This is a genomic window from Delftia sp. GW456-R20, assembly GCF_001622915.1.
In the GTDB taxonomy this organism is placed as follows: domain Bacteria; phylum Pseudomonadota; class Gammaproteobacteria; order Burkholderiales; family Burkholderiaceae_C; genus Comamonas; species Comamonas acidovorans.
In genome coordinates, this window is record NZ_LWCN01000004.1 from 1416805 (window position 1) to 1443061 (window position 26257).

Annotated in this window: 27 protein-coding genes and 1 tRNA gene; 13 read left to right on the plus strand and 15 right to left on the minus strand. The window is 66.6% G+C overall.

The genetic code is table 11. The features are described from left to right. Positions 1-26: 26 nt before the first annotated feature. From A4F85_RS11765 to A4F85_RS11785, 6 genes are all read right to left on the minus strand, one after another. Entirely contained in the window at positions 27-1382 is a 1356-nt protein-coding gene (locus tag A4F85_RS11765; RefSeq protein WP_013803299.1) for a PBSX family phage terminase large subunit, read from the minus strand. After that, positions 1379-2155 (minus strand): terminase small subunit, encoded by a 777-nt coding sequence (locus A4F85_RS11770; protein WP_063327964.1) that lies wholly within the window; start codon positions 2153-2155, stop codon positions 1379-1381. The genes A4F85_RS11765 and A4F85_RS11770 overlap by 4 nt, the downstream gene beginning before the upstream one ends. Before the next feature lie 13 nt (positions 2156-2168). Continuing rightward, entirely contained in the window at positions 2169-2411 is a 243-nt protein-coding gene (locus A4F85_RS29595; RefSeq protein WP_231890530.1) for a hypothetical protein, read from the minus strand. Positions 2412-2813: 402 nt separating this feature from the next. After that, complete coding sequence (locus A4F85_RS11775) at positions 2814-3341, minus strand: hypothetical protein (protein ID WP_013803302.1); 528 nt, start codon at positions 3339-3341, stop codon at positions 2814-2816. A gap of 2 nt (positions 3342-3343) precedes the next feature. Beyond that, positions 3344-4315, minus strand: a complete 972-nt coding sequence (locus tag A4F85_RS11780) for a DUF1376 domain-containing protein (protein ID WP_063326679.1) — start codon at positions 4313-4315, stop codon at positions 3344-3346. Next, positions 4312-4560 carry a hypothetical protein gene (locus tag A4F85_RS11785; RefSeq protein ID WP_141441628.1) on the minus strand — a complete coding sequence of 83 codons (249 nt, stop codon included), beginning with the start codon at positions 4558-4560 and terminating at the stop codon, positions 4312-4314. The genes A4F85_RS11780 and A4F85_RS11785 overlap by 4 nt, the downstream gene beginning before the upstream one ends. Positions 4561-4643: 83 nt before the next feature. On the opposite strand from A4F85_RS11785, the gene A4F85_RS11790 reads away from it, so the two are divergent. The 3 genes from A4F85_RS11790 to A4F85_RS29600 all read left to right on the plus strand — a co-directional run bounded on the left by A4F85_RS11790 (position 4644) and on the right by A4F85_RS29600 (position 6236). After that, a complete protein-coding gene (locus A4F85_RS11790) occupies positions 4644-5363 on the plus strand; it encodes a S24 family peptidase (protein ID WP_013803304.1) in 720 nt (239 codons plus the stop codon). A gap of 181 nt (positions 5364-5544) precedes the next feature. Continuing rightward, the gene (locus tag A4F85_RS11795) at positions 5545-5886 is read left to right on the plus strand and encodes a hypothetical protein (protein WP_063326680.1); all 342 of its coding nucleotides are present in this window, start codon (positions 5545-5547) and stop codon (positions 5884-5886) included. Positions 5887-5939: 53 nt separating this feature from the next. After that, entirely contained in the window at positions 5940-6236 is a 297-nt protein-coding gene (locus A4F85_RS29600; RefSeq protein ID WP_231890613.1) for an ogr/Delta-like zinc finger family protein, read from the plus strand. On the opposite strand, the gene A4F85_RS11800 is transcribed toward A4F85_RS29600, so the two are convergent. The 5 genes from A4F85_RS11800 to A4F85_RS11820 form a co-directional block, all read right to left on the minus strand. Beyond that, complete coding sequence (locus A4F85_RS11800; protein ID WP_063326681.1) at positions 6230-7537, minus strand: type II toxin-antitoxin system HipA family toxin; 1308 nt, start codon at positions 7535-7537, stop codon at positions 6230-6232. The two genes, A4F85_RS29600 and A4F85_RS11800, sit on opposite strands and share 7 nt — an antisense overlap. After that, complete coding sequence (locus tag A4F85_RS11805) at positions 7537-7932, minus strand: helix-turn-helix domain-containing protein (protein WP_063326682.1); 396 nt, start codon at positions 7930-7932, stop codon at positions 7537-7539. The genes A4F85_RS11800 and A4F85_RS11805 overlap by 1 nt, the downstream gene beginning before the upstream one ends. 272 nt (positions 7933-8204) lie before the next feature. Continuing rightward, a tRNA-Leu gene (locus tag A4F85_RS11810) sits at positions 8205-8291 on the minus strand. Between the two features lie 120 nt (positions 8292-8411). Then, positions 8412-11627: an efflux RND transporter permease subunit gene (locus A4F85_RS11815; protein WP_043825239.1), complete on the minus strand. Its 3216-nt coding sequence runs from the start codon at positions 11625-11627 to the stop codon at positions 8412-8414. Further along, a complete protein-coding gene (locus tag A4F85_RS11820; protein WP_063326683.1) occupies positions 11624-12889 on the minus strand; it encodes an efflux RND transporter periplasmic adaptor subunit in 1266 nt (421 codons plus the stop codon). The genes A4F85_RS11815 and A4F85_RS11820 overlap by 4 nt, the downstream gene beginning before the upstream one ends. A 174-nt stretch (positions 12890-13063) precedes the next feature. Here A4F85_RS11820 and hpnC point away from each other — a divergent pair, with 174 nt between their 5' ends. From hpnC to A4F85_RS11840, 4 genes are all read left to right on the plus strand, one after another. Next, positions 13064-13948, plus strand: coding sequence for a squalene synthase HpnC (hpnC, locus tag A4F85_RS11825; protein ID WP_063326684.1), 885 nt, complete (start codon positions 13064-13066; stop codon positions 13946-13948). Positions 13949-14015: 67 nt separating this feature from the next. Continuing rightward, positions 14016-14861, plus strand: coding sequence for a presqualene diphosphate synthase HpnD (hpnD, locus tag A4F85_RS11830; protein ID WP_012204489.1), 846 nt, complete (start codon positions 14016-14018; stop codon positions 14859-14861). Beyond that, positions 14858-16246 (plus strand): hydroxysqualene dehydroxylase HpnE, encoded by a 1389-nt coding sequence (gene hpnE, locus A4F85_RS11835; protein WP_063327965.1) that lies wholly within the window; start codon positions 14858-14860, stop codon positions 16244-16246. Before hpnD ends, hpnE begins: the two co-directional genes overlap by 4 nt. 123 nt (positions 16247-16369) lie before the next feature. Then, positions 16370-17389 (plus strand): Bug family tripartite tricarboxylate transporter substrate binding protein, encoded by a 1020-nt coding sequence (locus A4F85_RS11840; RefSeq protein ID WP_063326685.1) that lies wholly within the window; start codon positions 16370-16372, stop codon positions 17387-17389. Between the two features lie 39 nt (positions 17390-17428). Here A4F85_RS11840 and A4F85_RS11845 read toward each other — a convergent pair whose 3' ends face one another. Further along, positions 17429-18112 (minus strand): GntR family transcriptional regulator, encoded by a 684-nt coding sequence (locus A4F85_RS11845; RefSeq protein ID WP_012204486.1) that lies wholly within the window; start codon positions 18110-18112, stop codon positions 17429-17431. 167 nt (positions 18113-18279) lie between these two features. On the opposite strand from A4F85_RS11845, the gene A4F85_RS11850 reads away from it, so the two are divergent. The 3 genes from A4F85_RS11850 to A4F85_RS11860 all read left to right on the plus strand — a co-directional run bounded on the left by A4F85_RS11850 (position 18280) and on the right by A4F85_RS11860 (position 20668). Continuing rightward, positions 18280-18678, plus strand: a complete 399-nt coding sequence (locus A4F85_RS11850; protein ID WP_012204485.1) for a carboxymuconolactone decarboxylase family protein — start codon at positions 18280-18282, stop codon at positions 18676-18678. Between the two features lie 10 nt (positions 18679-18688). Continuing rightward, positions 18689-19552, plus strand: a complete 864-nt coding sequence (locus tag A4F85_RS11855; protein WP_026062100.1) for an NAD(P)-dependent oxidoreductase — start codon at positions 18689-18691, stop codon at positions 19550-19552. Positions 19553-19684: 132 nt separating this feature from the next. After that, a complete protein-coding gene (locus A4F85_RS11860) occupies positions 19685-20668 on the plus strand; it encodes a tripartite tricarboxylate transporter substrate binding protein BugD (protein ID WP_063326686.1) in 984 nt (327 codons plus the stop codon). A 174-nt stretch (positions 20669-20842) separates the two neighbouring features. On the opposite strand, the gene A4F85_RS11865 is transcribed toward A4F85_RS11860, so the two are convergent. The 3 genes from A4F85_RS11865 to A4F85_RS11875 are packed head-to-tail and all read right to left on the minus strand — an operon-like array spanning position 20843 to position 22746. Beyond that, positions 20843-21055, minus strand: a complete 213-nt coding sequence (locus A4F85_RS11865) for a DUF2788 domain-containing protein (protein WP_012204482.1) — start codon at positions 21053-21055, stop codon at positions 20843-20845. 56 nt (positions 21056-21111) lie between these two features. Beyond that, entirely contained in the window at positions 21112-21945 is an 834-nt protein-coding gene (locus A4F85_RS11870) for a DUF2189 domain-containing protein (RefSeq protein ID WP_063326687.1), read from the minus strand. Positions 21946-21975: 30 nt separating this feature from the next. Next, the gene (locus A4F85_RS11875) at positions 21976-22746 is read right to left on the minus strand and encodes an HAD family hydrolase (RefSeq protein WP_063326688.1); all 771 of its coding nucleotides are present in this window, start codon (positions 22744-22746) and stop codon (positions 21976-21978) included. A gap of 91 nt (positions 22747-22837) precedes the next feature. Between A4F85_RS11875 and hemH the strand changes: the two genes are divergently transcribed. The 3 genes from hemH (at position 22838) to A4F85_RS11890 (ending at position 26247) form a co-directional block, all read left to right on the plus strand. Continuing rightward, entirely contained in the window at positions 22838-23935 is a 1098-nt protein-coding gene (gene hemH / locus A4F85_RS11880; protein ID WP_063326689.1) for a ferrochelatase, read from the plus strand. A 146-nt stretch (positions 23936-24081) separates the two neighbouring features. Next, entirely contained in the window at positions 24082-25056 is a 975-nt protein-coding gene (locus A4F85_RS11885) for a sulfurtransferase (protein WP_063326690.1), read from the plus strand. A gap of 93 nt (positions 25057-25149) precedes the next feature. Continuing rightward, a complete protein-coding gene (locus A4F85_RS11890; protein ID WP_063326691.1) occupies positions 25150-26247 on the plus strand; it encodes a YeeE/YedE thiosulfate transporter family protein in 1098 nt (365 codons plus the stop codon). Positions 26248-26257: the final 10 nt, after the last annotated feature.

Here is a 26257-nt window from a genome sequence, read left to right on the forward strand (position 1 = left end):
ATGACAATGGCAGGCTTGGCACGGTCTCAACGCGCCATGCCGCCTCCGCGCCGCCGATTCCTCATCGCGCCCTGGGTCGCGTTATCCATGCGCGGCAGGGCCATGGCCAGATAGCGCCACACATCTGCGCCGTGGCTGGCGTCGTCATGCAGCGGCGCGCCAGGCTCCTGGGTTCGGGGGTCTATCTGGCGCCGATACCGGCTCAGGCAATCCAGCAATTGGGCGCACCTGCCGGCATCAACATAGGCCTGGGCAAAGATGCCACGCGCCATCCGTATGCCGGCCTCCAGCCCGAATCGCTCGAGCACCTCGACCTCTCGGCCCATATCCTGCAGGATCTGCTGCGAAGTCTGCCCGGTCTTGAAATCTCCATGCGCGCCATCGTGCGGGAGGAAGTCTGTGCCCCATAGATAAGGGAGTTTTTCCATCTCCTGCACGTACCACTCCAAGGTCTTCTGGTGGCCTTGCATGAAATGAATGATCCGAAAGTCCACGGCCGTGCGCTGCACGAAAGCGATCGCCATGTCGTCGGCCCATCCCAGGTCCCAGACAGTATGCACGGGCAACCTGGGATTGCAGGGGACGGGGCAAACGCGGCCGTCGTTGTGCAGGCGCTCCACCTCCTTGGCGTAGATGGCACCAGCCAGGCTGCGTCTGGGACGGCCCTCCCAGATGTTCCAATAGCTGTCTGGATCACGCTTGAAATGGCGTCCCCGTTCCTTGTCCAGCACATCGGGAAACCATGGGTTGTCGCGCCAGTTGATTTCGCAGAGCCAAGTATCACCATCCGCATGGGTGATGAAGCGGTCATAGGTTGGGTCACTGGCCAGGCCAGGATTGAGCGTCAGCCAGATCTCGGATCCTGGACGCCGAATGGTGGGCACCAGCACCTCCCAACTGCCCGCGCTGACGCCCTGCGCCTCCTCCACCCAGACGATATCGATCGCCTCGAACGACTTGATGGAGTTCACCGTATGGGCCTGCAGGCCTGCGAACAGGATCAGTGTTCCGTTGGCTCCGCGGATTTCCGTACCCAGCACCTCGTAGAACGCCCCCAACCCCAGGGCCTCGATCTGGTCCTGCAACAGGCGATGCACAGACTCGCGCATGGACTTCTGCACCTCGCGGGCACAAAGGATGCGCAAGGGGCGGTTGCTGCCAAGCACCAGCAAGGCCATGGCAACGGACCACGACTTCGCCCCTCCGCGGCCACCGTACATGACCTTGAACCGCCGCGGCTCGAAGAGCGGCCTGAGCTTGAGCGGGAACTCGACGGTGACGCGCGAGCGCTCGACCTCATAATCGGCTGCAAAATCAGGAGGCTCGCCCGAAGGCAGGCTGTCGAGCGCGAGCATCGGCAATTCATCAGACATGGTGCTCATGCACGCTCCTCGCGAGGATCGTCACTGCGCCGGGGTGGCTCAATGAAATGCACTTCGAAGTGCCCCATGCCCATGCTTTTCTGAGCGGTGTCCCGCTGGTACAGGCCGTGATAGCGCATCAGTTTCTCTATCACATCCAACTGGCTGCGGAGGCTGATCTCCGTGCCGTACTTGCCTTCCTTTGCGCCACCGAACAGCGCCAGCGCACCGCGCCCAAGGCCGCGCGTGTCCTTGACGACCGTGCGTGGCAGGCCGGCGCCAAAACACTCAGGGCACTCCGCCAGGGGGGGACGGTGGGCCTCGTAGCCCACCCCGCCGAGCTCGGGAAAGTCCTGAAATTGCTTGCCGGCATCAATCCACTTTTCACGCTTGGAGTTGTACTCGGACAGCGTGTACTGGTAGCCATGGGCGGCTCCGTAGCAATGCCGGCAGCACGATACGTGAACCTCGACCAGATCGCGCGGATCGGCCATCAGCATTTCATGGAGCCGGCGCACCACTTCCTCGGCCCGAACCTCGGCATGCTCCGCGACGCGTTGGCTGCACTCCCTGACATAGTCCTGCACCCGTGGATCCTTCAGCAGCCTGGCGCCCTGAGATGCCGCAGAGGATGGACTGTAGCCTGCGGCGACTGCCGCCCGCGTGGCATTGAAACCCGATGCAACGTACTCCCGTGCAAAGCAACGATGCCGCTCCTGCGTGCTGCTGTGCTGACGGGAGGAGGAGATTTGCTCCCCCCCGGAAAGGACGGTGTTGGAGATTAGCGTTTTCATGCCTGCGAACCTGTCAGGCTTGGGACGCGCCATCAGGCAGGCCCGAAGAATTCGCAGGCACCTCGCGACGGTCGCAGATCAGTCGGTAGCGCAGAACAGGCTTGCGCCCGGGCAATTCGGTGAGCCTGGCTTGGACCAGGCCCCGCCCCGTCAGGTACTGCAGCGCCCAATCGATCTCTCCTTTTGAACGCCCTAGCGCCAGCACCAGTTCGCAATGGAAGAACCAGCGGTCCGGCAGTTGCTGCAGATGGCGCAACAATGCGTCCGTACCACTGCCTGGGCGCACGACTCCGGCTGGGCGAGGGTTGTGATTCCTGGGCCTGCCATCCTTTCGGCCTTGCAGTTGCCCCGCCAGCCAGTTGATCGCTTCGTCTCCCATACGTTCAGACCTTTCCTGCACGGGCTTCAGCCAGGCTCAGATGTGGCAACCAACGAGCCGATCCGGCATGGATGGCGCACACCGGGCCGCGCCGTTCAGGCCACTGGAATACGTTGTTGCGAAAAAGCGTGGAATTCAAGGTTCTACCCTTTCAATGGAAGGCTGGGAAACGGGGCGGCTCTGGGCACGGCAGGGGGCGATTGGTGCCACAGCGCAGCAGGCAGGGACGTCAGGACGACGGAGATAGGCTGTGGAGGGCATTCGGACAAGTCTGGACAGTCATCGCGGCCACCCATCCATGCCCATGGCCTGCATGGCATTGCGAAGCACTGCGCGGGTGATGGTCTGGTCACCGGCCCGGGTTCGGGCCAGGATGCGGCGCGCCCAGTCCTTGCCATCGCCTACAGGCACCAGTTGCACACGGACAGGCGAAGCACCAGGTGCTGGCAGACGAGTCCACCCCTGCAACTCGGCATGTGTGCTGCGCGGGGTGGCGGCACGGCACAGCGCTTCAAACTGAGGCAGATGCGGCGGGAAATCCGGATGGGCCGCAGGCAGCCGGGCCACGGCAGTTTCAATCACACTGGAGTCGTATTTCGCCAGCGCTGCACTCCAGACACGCATGGCCGCGCGGACCCCGAGATCTCGCCCGCCATCATCCAGAACGCCTGTGGCGAATTTGCTCAGAAACAGCGAACCGTAGGACCCCTGCATGACCAGGAACAGGTTTTTCACGGCGGAACTCGCGGCCTGCTGCCGGAGCTCTCCCGTTATCGCAACGGACGACAGGGCGGAAATGCTCTGCATGCCTACGCCTCCATGATGGCCGCGTAGGCTGCGCCGTGCCTGCCCACGGGGACGGAGCGACGAATAGCGGCCCTCGTCGGTGGCGGCAGTGCGGCAGCCAGCCATTCCAGCGGTTGCAGCGGCCTGGCCTGGGCGCAGGCACGCAGCCTGTCGATCAACGCATCGTCCCCATGGACCTTGCGCAACCCGCCAAGGAAGGACCGTGCCTGTCTTTCCGGCGTACCCGAGTTGACCAGCAGAGACAGCCCATAGCCGAAAATGATCTCGCTGCAGTCGCTGGCAGGAACGGGCTGGCGGATCGAACCGCCAGGATTGGAGCGAACATCAGGGTGTCCCTGTCTCTTTCCCTTTCCCTGTCCCTTGGAGGCGCTTTCCGCAGAGACCGCAACACAGCTTCCACGGGACACCGGAGCACTGTCCCCAGGGACACTGTCATCTTGTTCCCCCGGACATGCGTAACCGTCCCCGGACATGGACAGCACCTGTCCAGTGGGACGGCCGCAATCTATCCATTCCTCATACGATGGACGGCGCACATCTGTCCCGTGCCTGTCGTTGTGCTTTTTGATGCGGCTGCATTCGGTGCGCCAACGCTGCAGCAACTTGGCACTCCAGGCATCGCGAACCTTCTCCGCTACCACCGCGTGGTGGTAGCGTCCGTCACTGCATAGCACCCAACCTCGCATGGCTCCCTCACGCACGCGTTTCCACTTGGGGTCAATACGTCCCCGCAGGGCATAGCCCGCCTGTTTCGCGATCCAGGCATCGTTGTCCGGCATGGAGCCAGCGGGAACTTGGTGCCAGGCGGCAGACCACAGCAGCACGGCGGCCCAGCATGCATCGGGGGTCTCGTTGGCCGCTAGGTCCGAATCTCTCAGCCGGGCGACATCCAGTGGCATGAACGGAAAGTCGGAAAGATCACAGTCGCAGGGCACCATGGGATCAGGCAGAACGGCATTGCATTGGCTTGTCATGCGCACCTCCCATGGCCTATCGAGCGAGCTTCGTTCTGGAAACGAGCCCTTTCGGTCAATGGCAGCGCATCCAGGGAAAACCTGCCGCCCCCCAAAGCCACCATCACGTCAGCCAGCCCCAACTCCACTTTCCCGCCGCCATAGACCAGCTTGCTCAGCAGCCCTGGCGTGGTGCCACACCGCTCGGCGAACTCGGCACGCCCGCGACGATCCAGCTCACAAAAAAACAATTTGAATGGGTTCATGCAGCACATGATACCCAAGGAACCTATAAAAAGATACCTAAAGGTATCTTGTACCCACAGGTACTCGACGCGAAAATCAGACCATGGATCAGCACACACGCCTGCAACAACTTCTTACAATCGTCTGCTCGGAATTCACCCAAGGCAATCGGGCCGCGATGGCACGCGCCATAGGAAAGGACGCAAGCTACGTCAACCGACTTTTCTACCCTCAAGACAAGAAGGGCGCCAAAGGAATTGGGCAAGAGTTGATGGAAGCCACGCGGACGGCATTCGATCTGCCGCGCGGTTTTTGGGAAATGACACCCAATGAGGCAGCCGCAGCTCTAAAGCACACCCCCGACCTGGTGGAAAATACCAACAAGAAACTCACACGAGACGAAATAGTGATTCGACAGTACTCCACAGGTGGCGCCATGGGCGGCGGACTGGTCTTGCGAGACCAGCCCGGCGTCATCAACAGCTGGAGCGTGAACAGTGAGTGGGCCCAGAAAAACCTCCCCTACGTGACGTCCTATGACAACCTGGCCATCGTGACGGGCTTTGGAGACTCCATGCTGGGGATGTTCAATCCAGGCGATCCGCTCCTGGTGGACACTGGCGTCAGGGAGTGCGAGTTCGATGGTGTCTACTTCTTCTCGGTCGACGGAGAAGGCTTTATCAAGCGCCTTCAGCGAATTCCCGGCGAGGGCATTCTGGTGATCAGCGAGAACAAGAAATACCGGGAGTGGTACATCAAACCCGGCATGAACCTTCAGATCCTGGCCAAGGTGCTGCGCGCCTGGGAAAGCAAAGTCTACTAACCCGCACAGAAGACTACCAAGCCACCCTCAGGGGTGGCTTTTTTTGTCAACAATACCCATAAATACCCAAAGGACAATACCCAAGGAACCCTCAAAAACAGAACCTTAAGGTATATTCAAGGCATCGGTTCCCGCAACCACGCACACCCACCTCGCCTTGCCACATCGATTGCAGACAGCCATGAAAGCAAACGCGTCTACAGCCTGCTGGGCCCACACGGCGGCATCCAGCCATGCCAGCAGCGAAGGCCACGAGCAGTATCTCGCCGAGTACCTGGATGCCTACGTGCTGGAAAACTACGGACCGCCTTGGGTCGCCGAGTTCATCCAGGAGGCCTTGCATGACATGCCCTACCGCGTTGCCCAACAGATTGCCATCGATGGTGAAAAGCAATGTCCAAAGGGCCTCGAAAGCATGGGCATCACGCTGGACGCCTGGATAGGCGGCTACGCCCGCATGCGTGCAACGCAAGTGCTCACCCCAAGACCAGGAAGCCTGGCATCCCGTAAGCCCTGCTTTTGAACAGCCGCTCATACCGTCAACTGGCCTCGAAAGGAACATGACCCATGCGAATGATGTGCCCACACTGCAATGAGCACGCGTACACACGCACCAGCTTGCAATTGACCAACACCAGCCGGGAAACCATATTCCAGTGCCGCAACTTCGAATGTGGCCACGTATTTTCAGCAGTGACGGAGATCAACCGCACTATCTCTCCCAGCGCCATCCCCAATCCGTCTGTGATACTTCCGATAAGCACACACATCAAGCGCCGGGAAGTCGCACGACAGATGGCAGCCATGCCATTGTCAGAATTCGATGCACAGCAACATCGCGGCACTGAGCCAGCCACCCATACGGCTCAGTGATCACCCCTAAGCAGAAAGCGCCGCGCCTGGTCGCGCGCCCCGTCGAAGATCTGCCGGGCCATAGGCTGCGGCACGCTGGCCGGCAGGCGCGGCTGCAGCCGGTCGATGGCGCCGTCCAGCGCCTCGACCATCTCCACCATGCTCTCCCACAGGCCTGCGATGCGCGTGGTCTCGGCCAAGGCCTTCCAGTGGCGGCGCTGGATCTCGCCCAGGCGGTAGTGGCGGCTGCGCCCCGGCAGGGCCATGGCCATCCTGGCGCGCTGGCGGGCAATCTTGCCGTGGCCATGGCCGATGATGGGCCAGGCCGACAGCACGTCGTACAGCGGCGTCATCTCATAGCCGCCGCCCGGCTGCAGGAACACCGAGAAATTCTTGGCATGCCCGTCCGTGGCGGCCAGCAGCCAGAACGCCAGCTGGGCCATCACGAAGCGGGCGCAATCCTGGGCAGGCTCGCTGCCATGCTGCAGCACCTGCAGGCACTGCAGCATGCCGGGCCCGCCGTGGGTCTCGTACTTGTTGGCGCTGGCAACGCCGCGCACCTGGCAGAAATCTTCCTGCGGCAGACGCGCAATCCAGCCCTGGGCCGTCCAGGCGCGGTCAAAGCGCTCCACGCACAGCACCTGCTGCCCGCCAAAGGTCTCGATGCTGCTGTCGGCCACGGCAAAGCCCAGCTCGGCCAGCAGGCGGGCGCACAGCCACTCATTGGCCACTGACTCGCTCAGGTCGTAGTGCCAGTGCGGCACCACGCCGATGGCCGGCTTCAGGATATGCGTGGTCGGCGTCGCACCCAACGGGCGGCACCACTGGCCGCCATGGCGCAGCACCGCCGTCTTCTCCTGCGCACCGGCAATGGACAGCCGGAACTCCTGGTCCACCTCCAGCGCACCAAACCCGCCACCCAGGCTGGCCAGGTGCTCTGCAATCTGCGCATCGCTCAGCGGCTCGAAGCGCACCTGGTCAAAACCGTCGGGCACGGCACCCTCGGGCAGCAGCTGCACGGCCCCCACGCAATCGCGGCCAATGGCTTCCAGCAGCGAAAACGCATCGATCCCGCGCAGCCCGAAGCGCTGGTGAATGCGCCGGCGAATGCCCTCGCCGTCCGGCAGCAGGTTGTCGAAATAGTGGGCCACCACCTCGCCCGCCACCGTCAGGTCGCGGGTGAAGGGCATGGACAGTGACAGCGGCCGCGCATGCGCGCTCTGCGGCCAGGCCGGGTCATAGGCGAACACATGGCGACCCGTGCGCGTGACCTCCCAGGTGCCCACCCGCTCCCCATTCATCCAGACGCCCAGCGCCGCCATCACCAGGACCCTTTCGGCTTGCGGTCCTGCCAGTGCGGCGGCAGCGCCTGCGGCTTGAAGGCCACGGGGCGGTCAGCGGGCTTGCGGGGCACGTTATCACCCGCGTACGGTTGTGGAGCGGGCTCGGCAACCTTCAACGCAGCAGGCACAGGCACAGGTGCAGAAGAAGCCACCGCATCCGCCCTGGGCCGCATGAGCAGATCGGCATCCAGCAGCTGCAGGATCTCCATCAGCTGGCGCACGCTGATGGCAGCCGGGTCACGCTCTATCGCCGCCACGCGCGACTGGGACACGCCCAGCCGCTGTGCCAGTTGGGCCTGGCTCACGCCAGCGGCCTTGCGCAGCGACTTCAGGTGCAGCGCAAGCTGATCAGGCAGTTGCAACAGGTGGTCCATGGTGTTCTCCTGGCCAGGGCATTCAAAATATCATCTCAAGATGATGAATTGAAATTATTACCTCAAGATAATATAACAAATATATCATGCTTAGGTGATATTTTCATTTATCTCGCTACAAGCCTTCCAAGAACGTTGCTGTGGCATAGCGGCATCACATCCACACACCTGTTACCCCCACGTCCGTGACATGCAGAGGCGAAAAAAAACCCGTTTTCGTCGAAGAAAACGGGTTTAAGTGAGATTAGGCGTACTCTGCCATTTCTCTATTGTGGTGCGCGGGGGGGGACTCGAACCCCCACACCATTGCTGGCGTCAGGACCTAAACCTGGTGCGTCTACCAATTTCGCCACCCGCGCTGGTTCTTGGGGGAGCCGCCTGCGCGGCGGCTCCTAGGTCAGGGCGCAGATTCTAGCCGCAATTGCGGGGTGCATTGCCATACCCCGGATTTGAGCGGCGGCCTCTGCGTTTTCGCCGCCTCAATGCGTGGGCTCGCGGCGCACGCGGAACACGGCGGCGTACATGGCCGGCAGGGCCAGCAGTGTCAGCACCGTGGCCACGATCAGCCCGCCCATGATGGCCACGGCCATGGGGCCCCAGAACACGCTGCGCGACAGCGGGATCATGGCCAGCACGGCGGCAGCAGCCGTCAGCACGATGGGGCGCAGGCGGCGCACGGCGGCCTCGATGATGGCGTCCCAGGCCGGCACGCCGCGCGCGCGGTCGGTCTCGATCTGGTCGATCAGGATCACCGAGTTGCGCTGGATCATTCCCATCAACGCCACCACGCCCAGCAGCGCCACGAAGCCGAAGGGCCGGCCCAGCAGCAGCAGCGCCGCCGCCACGCCGGGAATGCCCAGCGGCCCGGTGATGAACACCAGCAGTGAACGGCTGACACTGCGCAACTGCAGCATGAGCAGCGTGAAGGTGAGGAACAGCATCACCGGCACGCCGGCAACGATGGCGTCCGAGCCCTTGGAGCTTTCCTCCACGGCGCCAGCCACATCGATGCGGTAGGCCGTGTCGCCTGCGGCATGCCAGCGCGCCTCGATCTCGCGCAGGCCGGGCAGCAGGGCATGGGTCAGCGTTGCGCCCTGCAGGCCCTCGCGCACATCGCCCTGCACGGTGATGGCGAACATGCGCTTTTCTCGCCACATCACGCCGGGCTCCCAGACCATCACGGGTTTGGCGATCTGCGTGAGCGGGATCGACTTGCCCGACGCCGTGGGCAGGTAGGCGTTGGCGATGTCGGTGATGGCATCGCGCTCCGAATACGGCGTGCGCAGCACGATGTCGATGAGCTTGTCACCCTCGCGGAACTGGCCCACGGTCGAGCCGCTGAGCATGACGCGGGCCGCCTGTGCGATGGCCTGGCTGCTCACGCCCAGGGCGCGCGCCTTGTCCTGGTCCACCTCCAGGCGCACGGCCTTGACGGACTCGTTCCAGTTGTCGTTGACGCCGCGCATGTCGGCGTTGGCGATCATGACCTGCTTGACCTCGTCGGCATAGGCACGCAGCTTTTGCGGATCGGTGCCGGAGACGCGGAACTGCACCGGATAGGGCACGGGAGGCCCGTTGGGCAGCAGCTTGACGCGGCCGCGCACCTCGGGGAACTCCTGGGCCAGCAGCGCCGGCAGCGATTTGCGCAGACGCTCGCGCGTGGGTAGGTCCTGGGCAACCAGGATGAACTGCGAGACGTTGTTCTGCGGGAACACCTGGTCCAGCGGCAGGTAGAAACGCGGCACGCCCGAGCCCACCCACTCGCTGACCGTGCGCACGCCGTCCAACTGCATGAAGCGCTCTTCCACGCGGCGCGTGACGGCTTCGTTGGCGGCCAGCGACGTGCCCTCGGGGAACCAGATGTCCACCAGCACCTCGGGCCGGCTGGAATCCGGGAAGAACTGCTGCTGCACGCGCGACATGCCCACCAGGCCCAGCGCGAAGACCAGCACCGTGATGGCGATGGTCAGCCAGCGGTGCGTCACGCACCAGTTCACCGCACGGCGGAAGCGGTTGTAGAACGGGCTGTCGAAGACTTCATGCTCGGCCGAGGAGGCATTGAGGTTGGTCTCCTCGATGGGCACCTCGCCCGAGGCCACCTCGGGCGGCAGCGTGGCCGCGTGCGGCGGGCGCTTGAGCAGCAACATGCCCAGGTAGGGCACGAAGTACACCGAGGCGAACCAGCTGAGCACCAGCGCAATCACCGTCACCGCGAAGATGGCGAAGGTGTACTCGCCCGTCATGGACTTGGCCATGCCGATGGGCAGGAAGCCCGCCGCCGTGATCAGCGTGCCGGTCAGCATGGGCTTGGCCGTGATCTCGTAGGCAAAGGTGGCGGCGCGGTACTTCTCGTAGCCCTCCTCCATCTTGCGCACCATCATCTCGACGGCAATGATGGCGTCGTCCACCAGCAGGCCCAGCGCGATGATCAGCGAGCCCAGCGACACCTTGTGCAGGCCGATGTTCCAGTACCACATGGCCAGGAAGGTCGCGGCCAGCACCAGCGGGATCGTGATGGCCACCACCAGGCCAGGGCGCGGATCGATGTACCAGCGCTTCCACAGCGGCTGGTGGCCTTCTCGCTTGTGCAGGCCCAGGCTGATGAAGCTCACGGCCAGCACCACCACCACGGCCTCGATCAGCACCTGCAGGAACTCGTTGACCGAATCGGCCACGGCCTTGGGCTGGTCCTGCATGTTGGCCAGCTCCACGCCAGCCGGCAGCGTGCGCGCGATGTCGCCCACGGCGCCGCGCAGGGACTTGCCCAGGCGGATGATGTCGCCGCCCTTGGTCATGGACACGCCCAGGGCAATCGTCTCGCGCCCCTGGTGGCGCACCTTCACATTGGCCGGATCGGCATAGCCGCGGCGGATCTCGGCGATATCGCCCAGGCGCAGCTGCGCGCCCGATGCGCCGCGGATGGGCATGGCGCGCAGCTCATCCACCGCCAGGAACTGGCCGGCCACGCGCACCTGCACATCCTCGCGCGGTGTCTGCAGCACGCCTGCGCCCTCGATGGCGTTTTGCTGGCCCAGCTGGCCCAGCACCTGGTTCATGTCCAGGCCCAGCTGCGACAGGCGGCGCTGCGACAGCTCGATGTAGACCTTCTCGTCCTGCACGCCAAACAGCTCGACCTTGGCCACATCGGGCACGCGCAGCAGGCGCTGGCGCACGTCGTCGGCCATGGTCTTGAGCTCGGCGTAGCTGAAGCCATCGGCCTGCAGGGCGTAGATCACGCCATAGACATCGCCGAACTCGTCATTGAAGAACGGCCCCTGCACGCCCTGCGGCAGGGTGTAGCGCATGTCGCCGATCTTCTTGCGCACCGTGTACCACAGCTGCTGGACATCGCCGGGGCGCGAGTTGTCCTTGAGCTGGAAGATGATCATCGACTCGCCGGGCTTGGAGTAGCTGCTGATCTTGTCGGCGTAGGGCACCTCCTGCAGCGTGCGCTCGATCTTGTCGGTGACCTGCTCGGCCATCTGCTGCGCCGTGGCGCCCGGCCAGTTGGTGCGCACCACCATGGCGCGGAAGGTGAAGGGCGGGTCCTCGTCCTGCCCTAGCTGGAAGTACGAGGCAAAGCCCAGCAGCAGCAGCACGACGATGAAATAGCGCGTCAGCGCCACATGGTCCAGGGCCCAGCGCGAAAGATTGAAGTGCGCGCCCTGCGGCGCCTTGTGCTTGGGCCCGCTCATTGGGCCGCTCCGCTGGGCGCAGCGCCTGCGGCGGCAGGCGCCTGTGCAGGCTGTGTCTGTTGCGGCCGCTGCTGAGCCGGCTGCTGCTGTGCCGGCTGCTGCTGTGCCGGCTGCGGGGCCTTGTCATAACGGTCCTGATAGACCGTGACCTTCTGGCCTGGCGTGAGCACATGCACGCCGGCGGCCACCACCTGCATGCCGGGCGTCAGGCCAGCGGCAATCACGGCCTCGTTGCCATCGGCCGTGGCCAGTTGCACGGGCTGCAGCTTCACCGTGCTGCTGGCGGCATCGAACACCCACACGGCCGTGCCCTGGCCGCCGCCGCCTTCCTGGCGCAGCGCTGTGGTGGGCAGCTTGATCACGGGCTGGCCCGTGGGGCCCATGCCCTCGGGCAGCGCGTGGACCGTGGCGCCCAGCGGCGGCACGGCGGCGGCGTCCGACGCGGGCAGTGCCACCTTCACCTGGTAGGTGCGCGTGACGGGATCGGCACTGGCCGCCACCTCGCGCACCTGGCCCTGCAGCGGCTGCATGCCGGCCGACCAGGGGCGCACATTCACCTTCTGGCCCACGCGGATGGCGCCGCGCTTGTCCTCGGGCACCACGAACACCACGTCGCGCGGGCCGTCCTGGGCAATGCGCACCACGGGCGATCCGGCCGACACCACCTGGCCGGGTTCGGCGTCTATGCCGGTCACCACGCCGGGCACATCGGCCAGCAGTTGGGCATAGGACTCCTGATTGCTCTGCGATGCCAGCTGCGCCTTGGCCTGGTCCAGCGTGGCCTGGGCGGACTTGAGCGTGGCCTCGCGCCGCTCCAGCTCCGCACCACTGATGAAGTTCTGCGCCTTCAGCTGCGAGTAACGCCTCACATCGGCGGCGGCAAGATCGCGCTGCGTGGTCGCGGCCGCCACCTGGGCGCGCGCGGCGTCAGCTCCCAGCCGGTAGTCGCTGGCATCGAGCCGCGCCAGCAACTGGCCTGCCTGCACGTGCTGGCCCAGTTCCACCTCGCGGCGAACGAGCTTGCCGGCCACGCGAAAGCCCAGGCGCGACTCTATGCGCGCGCGCACCTCGCCCGCGTACTCCAGCTGCGTGTCCAGCGCGCCCACGCCTACGGTGAGCAGCTTGACGGCGCGCACCGGCTCGGGCGGCGGCTCGGCCTTGGAGCAGGCGCCCAGCGCCAGCGCGGCGGCCAGGCACAGAGGGGCAAGAAGAAGATGGCGCGGCAAAGCGCGCGCGGCAGGGTTCGATGGCAAGTCGGGCATGTGGATCCGGGAGGGCTGGTGCGAAAAGCGGCTGCGGGCTGCAAGATCCGGGCAACATGCCGCGGCAGCTGGCTGGCGCCGTTTACTGACTGACGGGTTAGTAATTTAGGAGAAGCCCTTGAGCCCGTCAAGTGAAATGCATGGCCTTGCGCGCAGCATCGACAATCGGCCACCGTGAAGTCCACCGCTCCCCCCCTGCCCGCCTCCCCCGCCCCGGTCACGCACTACGAGAACTTTCCCGTGGCGTCCTGGCTGTGCCCGCCCCGCTTGCGCCCGCCGATTGCCGCGCTCTACCACTTCGCACGCACTGCAGACGATCTGGCCGACGAAGGCGACGCCACGCCGTCCGAGCGCCTGGGCGCGCTGGCCGCCTACCGTGCCGACCTGATGGCGCTGGGCACCGAAGGCGAGGCCTCCATGCTCGCCCGCACGGCCTGGCCTCTTGTCTTTGCAGGGCTGGCGCCGCAAGTACGCGCCCACCAGCTGCCGCTGGCGCTGATGGGCGACCTGCTCAGCGCCTTCGCGCAGGACGTGCACAAGACCGAATCCGGCACCACCTACGCCGACCGCGCCGAGCTGCTTGACTACTGCCGCCGCTCGGCCAACCCCGTGGGCCGGCTGCTGCTGCATCTGTACGGGGTGGATGATGCCGAATCGCTGGCCCGCAGCGACGCCATCTGCACCGCCCTGCAACTGATCAATTTCTGGCAGGACTTCAGCGTGGACCTGCCGCGCGGGCGCCACTACCTGACCGATGCCGACTGCGCCACCCATGGCGTGCGGCGTGAAGACCTGCGCGCCGAGCCCGCTGCACTGACCCCTGCCGTGCGTGCACTGCTGGCCGAGCAGTCGGCATGGGCGCGCGCACTGATGCAGGCCGGCGCACCGCTGGTGCACCGCCTGCCGGGCCGGATCGGCTGGGAGCTGCGTCTGGTGGTGCAGGGCGGGCTGCGCATACTGGACAAGGTCGATGCGCTGCAGGGCGCCAGCCTCTACCGCCGCCCCACCGTCGGCAAGGCCGATGCGCCGCTGCTGCTGTGGCGCGCCCTGCGCATGTGATGGCAGGCCGGCCGTTGCGACACCCAGGCTTTGGCCCCAAGCCGTCCATGGGACAATCCGGCCCCATATGAATCCGGATCAGTACGTCCAAGACAAGGCCGCCGCCTCGGGCAGCAGCTTTTATTACGCCTTCCTCTTCCTGCCGCGCGAGCGCCGTGCGGCCATCACCGCCTTTTATGCGTTCTGCCGCGAAGTGGACGACGTGGTGGACGAAGTCTCCGACCCCGGCGTGGCCGCCACCAAGCTCGGCTGGTGGCAAAACGAAGTGCACCAGGCCTTTGCAGGCAAGCCCTCCCATCCCGTGATGCGGGCGCTCATGCCGCACGCCCCGGTCTACGGCATCGAGGAGCGCCACCTGCAGGCGGTCATCGACGGCTGCCGCATGGACCTGGAGCAGACCCGCTACCTGGACTTCCAGGGCCTGACGCGCTACTGCCACCTGGTCGCAGGCGTGGTCGGCGAAGTGGCCGCGCGCATCTTTGGCCAGACACAGGAAGAAACCACCGCCTACGCCCACAAGATGGGCCTGGCGTTCCAGCTGACCAACATCATCCGCGACGTGGGCGAGGACGCCATGCGCGGACGCATCTACCTGCCCATCAGCGAGCTGCAGCAGTTCGACGTCAAGGCGCATGAGATCACCAAGCGCGAATACTCGGACCGCTTCACCGCGCTGATGCGCTTTCAGGCCGAGCGCGCCCACCGCCTCTACGACGAGGCCCTGGCCCTGCTGCCCGCGGCCGACCGCCGCACGCAAAAGCCCGGCCTGATGATGGCCAGCATCTACCGCACCCTGCTGCGCGAGATCGAGGCCGACGACTTCCGCGTGCTCCACCAGCGCATCAGCCTGCCGCCGCTGCGCAAGCTGTGGCTGGCGTGGAAGATGCAGGCGCTGGGGCGCATGGCGCGGTGAGCAGAGACAGCGCCAAGCACACGCCTCGCGCCGCTCAGCCGCGCGCCGCCATCCTCGGCGGAGGCTGGGCCGGCTTTGCCGCCGCCCTTGCGCTGGCCCGCAGCGGCTGGCACATCACCCTGCACGAGGCCGCACGCGAGCCCGGCGGCCGTGCGCGCGGCATGGACCTCGACACGCCACAGGGCCCGCTGCGCGTGGACAACGGCCAGCACATCCTCATCGGTGCCTACACCGAAAGCCTGCGCCTCATGCGCGAGGTGGGCGTGGACCCTGAACGGGCGCTGCACCGCCAGCCCATGGCCCTGCCCTATATCGATGGCAGCGACCTGCGCTTTCCCGACTGGCCTGCGCCGCTGGATGCGCTGGCCGGCATTGCCACCGCACGCGGCTGGAGTCTGGGCGAGCGTGCAGCCCTGCTGGCGCGTGCCGTGCGCTGGCGGCTGGCGGGCTTTCGCTGCGCGCCGCAGGCCACCGTGGCCGACCTGTGCGCCGGCCTGCCGCAGCGCCTGGTCAGCGAGTTCATCGACCCGCTGTGCATCTCGGCACTCAACACCCCCATTCACCTGGCCAGCGGCACGGTGTTCCTTCGCGTGCTGCGCGATGCGCTGTTCAGCGGCCGTGGCGGCTCGCATTTCCTGGTGCCGCGCCGTGACCTGGGCAGCCTGTTCCCGGCGCCGGCCGCGCAGTGGCTGCAGGAGCGCGGCCACGCCGTGCGCCTGGGCAGCCGCGTGGCCGAACTGCAGCCCCAGGGCCCGCACTGGACGCTGGGCGCAGCCCAGGCCGAAGACGCGCACTTCGACGCCGTGCTGCTGGCCTGCCCCGCGCCCGAAGCAGCGCGCCTGGCACTCACCGCCGCCGAGCACGACAGCCTGCCTGCGCGCGACGGCATTGCCCTGCAGCGCTGGGCGCAACTGGCCCAGGACCTGCAGCACCGCCCCATTGCCACCGTCTATGCGCAGACCTTTGACGCCTCCCACACCTTGCCCCCGGGCGCGCCCTGGCTGGCGCTGCGCTCCACGCCCGATGCGCCTGCGCAATTCGTCTTCGACCGTGGGCAACTCGGCGGCCCGCAGGGCCTGATGGCCTTCGTCATCAGCGACAGCGCATCGGACCGCGAAACCCTGCAGGCCCAGGTGCTGGCCCAGGCCCAGGCGCAGTTGGGCTGGCATGGACTGGTTGCGCTGCGCACCGTGATCGACAAGCGCGCCACCTTCGCCTGCCTGCCGCAGCTGCAGCGCCCCGGCATGGAGTTGGGCCACGGCCTGTGGGCCTGCGGCGACCATGTGGATGGACCGTATCCGGCCACCATCGAAGGCGCCGTGCGCAGCGGCCTGCAGGCGGCCGAGGCCATCGGCCAGGCCCTGGGTGCCGAGGGAAAAGCCTGATCCCCCGGGTATCTCCGTAGCCTGCAGACCCTGGTTTGACAGCAGATTGACAGCCGCCGGCGCCACCATCGCTGGCGCCGCATCCGCTGCCCATTCACTACAACGATAGCCAGGAGACCAGACATGCCTTCGCGCGACTTTCTTCACCACGCAGACCTGCCCCTGCTCGGCCGCCGCCAACTGCTGGCCGGCACGGGCGCCATGGCCCTGTCGGGCCTGCTGCCTGCGGCCGCGCTGGCGCAGGACGCCTGGCCCACGCGTCCCATCCGCTTTGTCGTGCCCTTTGCGCCGGGCGGCAGCTCGGAAATCGTGGCGCGCTCCACGGCGGCCGAGCTGTCCAAGACCCTGGGCCAGAACGTCTTCGTGGACAACAAGCCCGGCGCGGCCGGCAACATCGCCATGCAGGAAGTGGCGCGCGCCGATGACCAGAGCACCGTCATCCTGGGCCATATCGGCACGCTGGCCGTCAATCCCTACATCTTCGACAAGCTGCCCTACGACGCCAACAAGGACTTCCAGCCCGTCAGCCTGCTGGCCAAGGTGCCCAGCCTGTACGTGGTCCACCCCGATGTGCCGGTCAAGAACCTGCGCGAACTCATCGCCTACGCCAGGAAGAAGCCCGGCCAGCTCAGCTACGGCTCGGCCGGCAATGGCAGCGCCGGGCACCTGGCCTTCGAGTACCTGAAGATGACGGCCGAGATCTTCATGCTGCACGTGCCCTATCGCGGCACGGGGCCGATGATGACGGACCTGATGTCGGGCCGGCTGGACGCTGCCTCGGTCGGCGCTGCCGCCCTGCTGCCCTTCATCAAGGCGGGCAAGGTGCGCTGCATCGCCACGGGATCGACCCAGCGCCTGCCCCAGTTGCCCGATGTGCCCACCGTGGCCGAGCAGGGCTTCCCGGGCTTCGAGATGACGCAGTGGTACGGCATGCTCGCCCCCTCCAGCATGACCCGAGCCCACGTGGACAAGCTGGCTGCCGAATGCGCCAAGGCCGTCAAGGCGCCCGACGCGCTCAAGCGCCTGCAGGGCGATGCGGCCGAGCCCATCGGCAGCACGCCCCAGCAGTTCGCGCAGTTCATTGCCACCGAGCAGACGCGCTGGCAAAAGGTGCTCAAGCGCGCCCAGGTCAAGCCGGACTGAGCGCACACGGACTGACACCCCCAGGCACAGGCCCCGGCATCAGCTGGCCGGGCCTGCCTTCTCGGCCATGGCGCGCAACACGCCCTGGCTGGCCTTTTGCACATGCTCGGCGCTCAGGCGCGCGGCCTGGTCCGCGTCGCCCTGCTCTATCGCCGCCACGATGGCATCCAGCTCGGCCAGCGTCTGCGGCAGGCGCCCGGGCTGGGACATGGAGATGCGCCGCAGCACCGTCACGCGGTTGTTCAGCTGCCGCAGCATCTGGCCAGCCACCAGATTGCCGCAGCCCTCGATCAGGATGTCGTAGAACTGGTTCTTGATCGCCAGCAGGGCCACCTTGTCGCTGGCCACGGCGGGCACGGCCAGCTCGCCCAGCTTGGCGCGCAGCGCGGCGCGCTGGCCTGCCGAGGCATGCAGCGCAAAGCCCCGGCTGGCCAGCCCCTCCAGGCTGGCCCGCACCTCGTAGATATCGCGCACCTCCTGCACCGAGATGTCCGTGACCTCGGGGCCTCGGTGCGGAACGATGGTGATCAGCCCCTCGGCCTGCAGGTGCTGCAGCGACTCGCGCAGGCACGAACGGCTCACATCAAGGCTCTCGCACAGCTCGCGCTCGGACAGCTTCTGGCCCGGCGCAAACACGCCATCGAGGATGGCCGTGCGCAGGGTCTGCGTCGTGCGCAGGCGCAGCGACGTTTCTTCGCGGGGGACACGCAACATCTGGTTCATGGGATGAATCCTACCCGCCAATCCAGGGGCCGGACGGACTGACGGATTGTCATACACACACCTGGCCCGGCAGGCAATCCCGATTTTCATCAAGTAGGATTGTCTGACAATCTGATTAAATCCATTCCACCGAAAGACATCTTCACCGCCTTCCATCAGGAGTTTTCATGACCCGAGCCTATGCACCCAAGAACCCCGCCCTCTTCGACCAGGGCCTGTCCACCCGCCGTGAGGTGCTGGGCGCCGAGTATGTCGATGCGTCCATCCAGAACGCCACGGACTTCAACATCGACATGCAGGAACTGGTCACCCAGTACTGCTGGGGCGATGTCTGGAACCGCCCCGGCCTGGACCGCAGGACGCGCTCCTTCCTGAACCTGGCCATGATCACGGCGCTCAACCGCCCGCATGAACTCAAGCTGCATGTGCGCGGCGCCATCAACAACGGCCTGACCAAGGAAGAGGTCAAGGAAGTCTTCCTGCAGACCGCCATCTACTGCGGCGTGCCGGCCGCCATAGACTCCTTCCGCGTGGCTTCGGAAGTCTTCAAAGAGATGGACATCTGAGGCACGCAGCATGACCACCATAGGATTCATCGGCCTCGGAATGATGGGCCAGCCCATGGCCCACCTGCTGCACGCCGCAGGGCACGCCCTGGTCATCCGGGACGCCGTGCCCGCCGCCACCGCACGATTCGCGCAGGAACATGCGGGCGTGGCCGTGGCATCCGGCGCGGCCGACTTTGCCGGCTGCAGCGTGGTCTTCACCATGCTGCCCGACTCCCGCATCGTCGATGCCGTGGTCGGCGAACTGGCACCGCACCTGCCGCCCGGCGCCTGCATCATCGACATGAGCTCGGCCGACCCCAACCGCACGCGCGCGCTGGCCGGCCTGCTGGGCGAGCGCGGCATCGGGCTGCTGGATGCGCCGGTCTCCGGCGGCGTCAAGCGCGCCATTGCGGGCACGCTGTCCATCATGGTCGGGGGCGATGCGGACCTGCTCGCCCAGCACCTGCCGCTGCTGCAGCGCATGGGACAGGCCATCACCCATGTCGGCCCCGTGGGCGCAGGCCATGCGCTCAAGGCGCTGAACAACTATGTCTCGGCAGCGGCCCTGATCGCCACGGCCGAGGCCATCCACGCAGGCGCGGCCTTCGGCATTGCGCCGGCCACCATCGTGGACGTGATCAATGCCTCCACCGGCAAGAACAACACCACCGAAAACAAGGCGCACCAGTTCATGCTGAACGGCGCCTTCAACTCGGGCTTCTCGCTGGCGCTGCAGGCCAAGGACGTGGGCATCGCCCTGTCGCTGGGCCAGGCCATGCACACGCCCATGGCATTGGCCGAACAGGTCAGCGCCATGGCGGCCGAGGCCTCCAGGTCCCTGGGACCCGCCGCCGACCACACCGAGCTGTACAGGTACGTGGCCCCGGCCTGAGCCTGCGCCGTCTCGCCGTCGTCAAGGGCCGCATGCGGCCCTTGCCTTCCTGCCTCACGCCACCAAACACGCCACCGACAACCGGCCGCACAGAGCCGGCGGCCCCTGCACGCGCCTCCAGGAGACAAACCCATGCGCCCCCTCATCAGCAATCCCCTCGCCCAGACCCTTCTCGCCGCCGCGCTGGCAGCGGCCAGCCTTGCCGCCCAGGCCTTCCCCAACAAGCCCGTCACCATCGTCGTTCCCTACGCGGCCGGAGGCTCCACCGACGTGCTGGCCCGTGTACTGGCCGAGGCCATGACGCGCGACCTGGGCCAGCAGGTCATCGTCGAGAACCTGGGCGGCGCCGGTGGCACCATCGGCACCAGCCGCGTCACACGTGCCCAGGCCGACGGCCACACCCTGCTGCTGCACAACATGGGCATCGCCACGGCACCCGCGCTCTACAGCAAGCTCGCTTTCGATGTGAGGCGCGACCTGGAACCCATCGCGCTGGCCGGCGACGTACCCATGATCCTGGTGCGCAGCAAAGGCTTTGCGCCCGCCACGCTGGCGGACTTCATCGCCCACATGAAGGCCAAGCCGGGCGAAGTGCGCTTCTCGCATGCCGGCGTAGGCGCCACCTCCCACCTGTGCGCCATGCTGCTGCTGCAGACCACCTCCACCGAGGCCACCCTGGTGCCCTACCGTGGCACCGGCCCGGCCCTGCAGGACCTGGTGGCAGGCAATGTCGATGTCATCTGCGACCAGCCCGTGGCCACCGGCCCGCACATACAGGCGGGCATGCTCAAGGGCTACGCCGTCGCCACGCGCGAACGCCTTCCCTCCCTGCCCGATGTGCCCACCTTCGCGCAGGCCGGCCAGCCCGGCTTCGAGCTTGCCGTATGGCACGGCCTCTACGCCCCGCGAGGCACGCCCCAGGCCGTCATCGAGCGCCTCAACAAATCCCTGCGCACCGCCCTGTCCGAGCCCGCCCTGGTCAAGCGCTTCACGGACATGAGCGTCATCATCCCGCCCGCAGACCGCCTCACCCCCGACGCCCTGCGCCAGCACACGGCTGCCGAAATCAAGCGCTGGGACCCGGTGATCAAGGCTGCGGGGGCCAAGGCGGAATAGAGGCGCAGCAAGGAGCAGGCAGGCCAGGAAGATAGGCGCGCTGAGCAGGGCACAAAAACCCGACGCAGCCCAAAGCCTGGGACACCGAGCAAGGGCCGCCCCGCCGCGAGGGTGTCGTCCCCCTCCCGCGAAGCGAGAGAGGGGGAAGCCGCGCAGCGGCTCAGGGGGTGACGATCATTTTTCCATCCACCACTGGATGACGATCTTGGCGATGTAGCCGACAAAGCCCACGCCCAGGCCCAGGAAAATCACGAAGGTGCCGAACTTTCCTGCCTTGGACTGGCGCGCCAGCTGCAGGATGATGAACACCATGAAGAGGATGAAGGCCCCCACGCCATAGGTGAGGAAGAAATGGGCGATCTGTTCTTCTGTATACCCGAATATCACGACAACACCGTCCTACATCCTCCCCTGCAGGCCCGGCCGGTCCGGGCCCGCCCGGCTCAACGCGCCGGGAAGGCCGACGCATCGACCAGATCGCGGTACGCGTGCCAGCTCGCGTGCCCCAGCAGGGGCATCACGGCCACCAGTCCCAGCAGCCAGCTGCCCAGGCCCAGCAGGGTCAACAACACAATGAGGGCGGCCCACAGTGCCAGAGGCACAGGGTTGGCCAGCACGGCCAACCAACTGGTCAGCACGGCCTGGCGCACCGTCACCCGCCTGTCCAGCATCAGCGGCATGGCCACCACGCTGGACGCAAAAATAGGCGCTGCCAGAAAACTGCCCAGCGCCAGCCATATCGCAAACAACTGCCCGTCGCGGGCCAGCACCACGTGCTGCACGAAGTCCGCCGGAGTGGCGATGCGCACGGGTGAGAGCACGGTGATCAGCGACGCCGACACCAGCACCCAGCCCGTGGCCGCCAGCGACAGCAGCAGCCCGAACTGCACCAGGCACCAGTAGCCGCCCTGCCCGTCGGCCTTGGCGACATGGCAGTTTTGCCAACGCGTCCAGGTGCTGCGCACCAGGGACAGGTCGGCGCGCTCGCCACGCTCCAGCGCACGGCTGATGGCGTAGAGGCTGGTTGCCACGACAGGGCCGACGATCAGGAACCCCGACAGGGCCCCGGCCATCAGCCAAAAGCGATTGTGCCCCAGCGTCAAGATCAAAAACCCGATCAAGGTCAAGACCAGGCCATGTGCCAGGCTCAGCCAGGGCGCCCTGGCCATGTCGCGCGCGCCACGCGCCAGCCAGCTCAGGGGGTGTTTCCAGCCGATGCTGCGCACGGCGGGGAGGACGGGGGGGTGGAAGAAAGCTGTGCTGTGGCTGGTGGGCATGGCATGGCGCGGCTTCGCGGGCAGGCAGGGTCAGCTGTCAGCCAGCCCCTGGCACAACTGCGCAAGGCTGGCCACCGTGACGTGGGGCGTGGACCCCTCGTGAGGCCATGCTACGCCCGTGCGGTTGAGCCAGACTGCGTGCATACCCGCATCCATGGCGCCCAGCGCATCGAGCCGCGCGTCGTCGCCTATGTGCAGCACCTCGTCAGGCGCCACGCCTGCCGCCGCCGCTGCCGCGTGGAAAAAGCGCACATCCGGCTTGGCCATGCCGGCCTTGGTTGCGCTCAGCGCGGCATGGAAATGCTCGCCAATGCCCACCACGTGCACGCTGGCGTTGCCGTTGCTCAGCGCCACCACGGGCCAGCGCGCCGCCAGGAACTGCAGGGCGGGCAGCGCGTCCTCGTACAGGTCCACACGCTGGCGCTCGGCAAAGAAGATGTCGAAGGCCGTTTCCGCCAGGCCGCCATCGTCGCCATTGCGCTGCAGCGCCAGGCGGATGGACTCGCGGCGCAGGCCGCTCAGGTCGTGGGCAAGGTCCGGGCGGTCACGCTCGATCTGCACGCGGATGGCGCGCAGGGTGGCCACGTCGCGCAGCGCTGCGGCCGTGGTGGGCGCATGGGCGTGCAGCCAGTCCAGCAGCACCTGTTCGGCGCGCGAGATGGCTGGCCATACGGGCCACAGCGTGTCGTCCAGGTCGATGGAAATGGCGCGGATGCGGCCGCTGCGGCGCAGCTGCTGCAAGGCGGCCAATGCAGGGTAAAGAGAGGATTCGGCGAGGGGGGCGATGGTGGCTTGGGACATGGTTCGAGCATAGCGAAGGCAGCCGTTGCCGGCTGCAGCCGGGTCATCCGACTCGCGTGGCAGGCGGCTCCGTCCTGCCACAATCGGCCCCATGCCTTCCCGCTTCGCGCCAGAACCTCCATTCCGCCACGACCAACCCCAGCGCACCGCCGTGCTGCTGTGCAACCTTGGAACGCCCGATGCGCCCACGGCCCCGGCCGTGCGCCGCTACCTGGCGCAGTTCCTGGGCGACGACCGCGTGGTCGAGATCCCCAGGATTGCCTGGCTGCCCATCCTGCACGGCATCATCCTGCGCACGCGGCCGGCCAAGTCGGCGGCCAAGTACGCCACCGTCTGGCATGAGAAGGACGGCTCCCCCCTGCAGCACTGGAGCGCACGCCAGGCCCTGCTGCTGCGCGGCTGGCTGGGCGAGGCCGGGCACAACGTGCTGGTGCGCCATGCCATGCGCTACGGCAACCCGTCCATCCCCAGCGTGCTCGATGCCCTCAAGGCCGAGGGCGCCACGCGCATCCTCATCCTGCCGCTGTACCCGCAGTACTCGGGCACGACCACGGCCAGCGTGTTCGATGCGGTCTACGACTGGGCCCGCACCCAGCGCCATATTCCCGAGCTGCGCTTCGTCAACCGCTACCACGCCGACGCTTCCTACATCGACGCGCTGGCCCAGCGCATCGAGGCCCACTGGCGCGGCAACGGCCGTGGCGAAAAGCTGGTCATGAGCTTTCACGGCGTGCCCGAGCGCACGCTGCACCTGGGCGACCCCTACCACTGCGAATCGCGCAAGACCGCCCGCCTGCTGGCCGAGCGCCTGGGCCTGTCGCCCTCGCAATACCTGGTGACCTTCCAGTCGCGCTTTGGCAAGGCCAAATGGCTGGAGCCCTATACCGAGCCCTCGCTGATCGAGCTGGCACGCAGCGGCACCAAACGCGTGGACGTGGTCTGCCCCGGCTTCACCAGCGACTGCCTGGAAACGCTGGAGGAAATCAGCCAGGAAGCGCGCGAGGCCTTCATGCATGCGGGCGGCGAGCAGTTCGAGTACATCGCCTGCCTCAACGACAGCGCGCCCTGGATCACGGCGCTGAGCCGTATCGCCCAGCAGCATATGCAGGGCTGGCCCACGCAGAAGGCGCCGCAAGCCGAACTCGACGCCAGCCTGGAGCGCGCCAAGGCCGTGGGTGCACAGCGCTGAGGCCGTTCTGCATCTTCTGCACTGCGCCATATAACCCTGCCTCATGAGCAGAATGCATAAGCGTCTTTGTATATAGATGCTGCAAGCGGGACAATTGCACTCCAGTTGCTTGTTCCGCCGGTCTTCCATGACCGGCCCCAGCCATCATGACCAAGACCTTTTCCCCCGCTCTGCGCCTGGCGGCCCCGCTGCTGGCGCTGGGCCTTGCCTGCACCGCCTTCGGCACGGCCCAGGCCGCCGAACCCCTGCTCACCCCTGCCGGCGTGCAGGCTGCCGCCGGCCAGGACGCCGTGCGCATCATCGACATCCGCGATCCCAAGGCCTATGGCGAGCGCCACATTCCCGGCGCGCTCAACGCCCCCTACGGCAAATGGCGCGGCCCCGCGACCAACCCCGGTGAACTGCCCGAGCTGCCCAAGCTCACCGAACTCGTGCAGTCCCTGGGGCTGACGCCTGCCACCCACACCATCGTGGTCTCCACGGGTGCGGACGCCACCGACTTCGGCGCCGCAGCGCGCGTGTACTGGACGCTCAAGCTGCTGGGCCTCAAGGAGCTGTCCGTGCTCAACGGCGGCATGAAGGCCTGGAACGAGCAAAAGCTCCCGCAGGACAACGAGGCCGTCAAAGTGGCCCGCAGCAGCTACCAGCCCCAGCTCGACACCAGCCTGATCGCCACGCGCGAGGACGTGGGCCAGCACGTCAGGCTCAGCAACGCCGCCCTGGTGGACTCGCGCCCCGACGCCTTCTACCAGGGCAAGACGCGCGCGCCTGCCGCCAAGATCTCGGGCACCCTGCCCGGCGCGCAGCAGCTGGACTTCAACCAGTGGTTCGTGCCCGGCACCTCCACCTTTGTCGATACGGCCACGGCCAAGCAGATCGCGGCCAAGGTCAAGCGCGAGCAGGGCCAGGACATGGTGGCCTTCTGCAACACCGGCCACTGGGCAGCCACCGACTGGTTCGGCCTGTCCGAAGTCGCAGGCCTGCCGGGCGTCAAGCTGTATGCGGGCTCCATGGTGGACTGGACGCAGCAGGCCGATGCGCCGCCCATGGCCAACCAGCCCGGCCGCGCCGAATCCCTGGCCTACGACGCCAAGCAGTGGTGGGAAAAAAAGTTCAAATAAACACCCCTTGAGGCGCTTGCGCGCCTCCCCCCCGTGGCACGGCGCCTCTCTACCCGCTTCGCGGGGGAGGGCGACTGCATGGAGAAAAATGATATGAAACGACTTCCTCTTGCGGCCATCCTGGCCGTTTTCTTTGGCTGGCTGCTGTGGAGCGTCTCGGTGCGCCAGGCCGCGCTGTTCGCCGTGGGCCTGGGCCTGGGCGCGGTGCTGGCCGGCAAGCGCTTCGGCTTCACCACGGGCTGGCGCATGCTGATCGAGGACAAGGACGCCAGCGGCGTCTTCGGCCAGTTGCTGCTGCTGGCGCTGGCCGCCGCGCTGGCCATGCCGCTGCTGGGCCACTATCCCGAACTCACGGCCGCCCTGGGCCCGCCCAGCATCAGCCTGCTGGTGGGCGCCTTCGTCTTCGGCCTGTGCATGCAGATCGCGGACGGCTGCGGCAGCGGCACGCTGTACAAGGCCGGCATGGGCATTCCCATGAATGCGGCCATCCTGCCCGTGTTCGCCATCGGCAGCTTCCTGGGCAGCCTGCACCTGGGCTGGTGGCTGGACCTGGGCAACACCCAGCCCGTGGGCCTGGTCACGGCCTGGGGCTGGGCCCCTGCCCTGCTGGCCACGCTGGCGGCGCTGGCCGTGGTCTCGCTGGGCGTGGCCTGGTATGTGCGTGGCGCCAATGTGGCGCTCAAGCGCCCGGCCAAGCCGCTGTTCGTGCGCAAGTGGGTGGTGGGCGCGGTGCTGCTGGCCGTGCTGGCCACGCTCAACCTCGTCATTGCGGGCCAGCCCTGGGGCGTGGTCTACGGCTTCGGCCTGTGGGCCGCCAAGATCGCCAACGCCACAGGCGCCGTGGACCTGGCCGGCAACTGGTTCTGGAGCCAGCCCGGCAACGCCGCGCGCCTGCATGAAACCGTGCTGCTGGACGTGACCAGCATCACCAACATCGGCATCCTGGGCGGCGCCCTGTGGGTGGCTGCCGCCAAGCCCGTAAATGCCAAGCCGCTTACGGGCACGCAATGGATGGTGGCCCTGGTGGCCGGCCTGGTGCTGGGCTACAGCTCGCGCCTGGCCTTCGGCTGCAACGTGGGCGCCATGCTCTCGGGCATCTCCACGGGCAGCATCCACGGCTGGATCTGGGTGCCGCTGGCGTTTGCCGGCACCATCTTCGGCCTGCGCATCCGCCGCCACTTCAATTTCTGAGAGGACCCGC

Excerpts from the sequence above, each read along its gene's own strand:
- A4F85_RS11890 (WP_063326691.1), top strand. The coding sequence starts at position 25,150 with ATGAAACGACTTCCTCTTGCGGCCATCCTGGCCGTTTTCTTTGGCTGG.
- A4F85_RS11840 (WP_063326685.1), top strand. The coding sequence starts at position 16,370 with ATGCCTTCGCGCGACTTTCTTCACCACGCAGACCTGCCCCTGCTCGGC.
- A4F85_RS11885 (WP_063326690.1), top strand. The coding sequence starts at position 24,082 with ATGACCAAGACCTTTTCCCCCGCTCTGCGCCTGGCGGCCCCGCTGCTG.
- A4F85_RS11765 (WP_013803299.1), bottom strand. The coding sequence starts at position 1,382 with ATGAGCACCATGTCTGATGAATTGCCGATGCTCGCGCTCGACAGCCTG.
- A4F85_RS11795 (WP_063326680.1), top strand. The coding sequence starts at position 5,545 with ATGAAAGCAAACGCGTCTACAGCCTGCTGGGCCCACACGGCGGCATCC.
- A4F85_RS11850 (WP_012204485.1), top strand. The coding sequence starts at position 18,280 with ATGACCCGAGCCTATGCACCCAAGAACCCCGCCCTCTTCGACCAGGGC.
- A4F85_RS11785 (WP_141441628.1), bottom strand. The coding sequence starts at position 4,560 with ATGAACCCATTCAAATTGTTTTTTTGTGAGCTGGATCGTCGCGGGCGT.
- A4F85_RS11800 (WP_063326681.1), bottom strand. The coding sequence starts at position 7,537 with ATGGCGGCGCTGGGCGTCTGGATGAATGGGGAGCGGGTGGGCACCTGG.
- A4F85_RS11820 (WP_063326683.1), bottom strand. The coding sequence starts at position 12,889 with ATGCCCGACTTGCCATCGAACCCTGCCGCGCGCGCTTTGCCGCGCCAT.
- A4F85_RS11790 (WP_013803304.1), top strand. The coding sequence starts at position 4,644 with ATGGATCAGCACACACGCCTGCAACAACTTCTTACAATCGTCTGCTCG.
- A4F85_RS11860 (WP_063326686.1), top strand. The coding sequence starts at position 19,685 with ATGCGCCCCCTCATCAGCAATCCCCTCGCCCAGACCCTTCTCGCCGCC.
- A4F85_RS11770 (WP_063327964.1), bottom strand. The coding sequence starts at position 2,155 with ATGAAAACGCTAATCTCCAACACCGTCCTTTCCGGGGGGGAGCAAATC.
- A4F85_RS11805 (WP_063326682.1), bottom strand. The coding sequence starts at position 7,932 with ATGGACCACCTGTTGCAACTGCCTGATCAGCTTGCGCTGCACCTGAAG.
- A4F85_RS11875 (WP_063326688.1), bottom strand. The coding sequence starts at position 22,746 with ATGTCCCAAGCCACCATCGCCCCCCTCGCCGAATCCTCTCTTTACCCT.
- A4F85_RS29600 (WP_231890613.1), top strand. The coding sequence starts at position 5,940 with ATGTGCCCACACTGCAATGAGCACGCGTACACACGCACCAGCTTGCAA.
- hemH (WP_063326689.1), top strand. The coding sequence starts at position 22,838 with ATGCCTTCCCGCTTCGCGCCAGAACCTCCATTCCGCCACGACCAACCC.
- A4F85_RS11855 (WP_026062100.1), top strand. The coding sequence starts at position 18,689 with ATGACCACCATAGGATTCATCGGCCTCGGAATGATGGGCCAGCCCATG.
- A4F85_RS11815 (WP_043825239.1), bottom strand. The coding sequence starts at position 11,627 with ATGAGCGGGCCCAAGCACAAGGCGCCGCAGGGCGCGCACTTCAATCTT.
- hpnD (WP_012204489.1), top strand. The coding sequence starts at position 14,016 with ATGAATCCGGATCAGTACGTCCAAGACAAGGCCGCCGCCTCGGGCAGC.
- A4F85_RS11775 (WP_013803302.1), bottom strand. The coding sequence starts at position 3,341 with ATGCAGAGCATTTCCGCCCTGTCGTCCGTTGCGATAACGGGAGAGCTC.
- A4F85_RS11870 (WP_063326687.1), bottom strand. The coding sequence starts at position 21,945 with ATGCCCACCAGCCACAGCACAGCTTTCTTCCACCCCCCCGTCCTCCCC.
- A4F85_RS11780 (WP_063326679.1), bottom strand. The coding sequence starts at position 4,315 with ATGACAAGCCAATGCAATGCCGTTCTGCCTGATCCCATGGTGCCCTGC.
- A4F85_RS11845 (WP_012204486.1), bottom strand. The coding sequence starts at position 18,112 with ATGAACCAGATGTTGCGTGTCCCCCGCGAAGAAACGTCGCTGCGCCTG.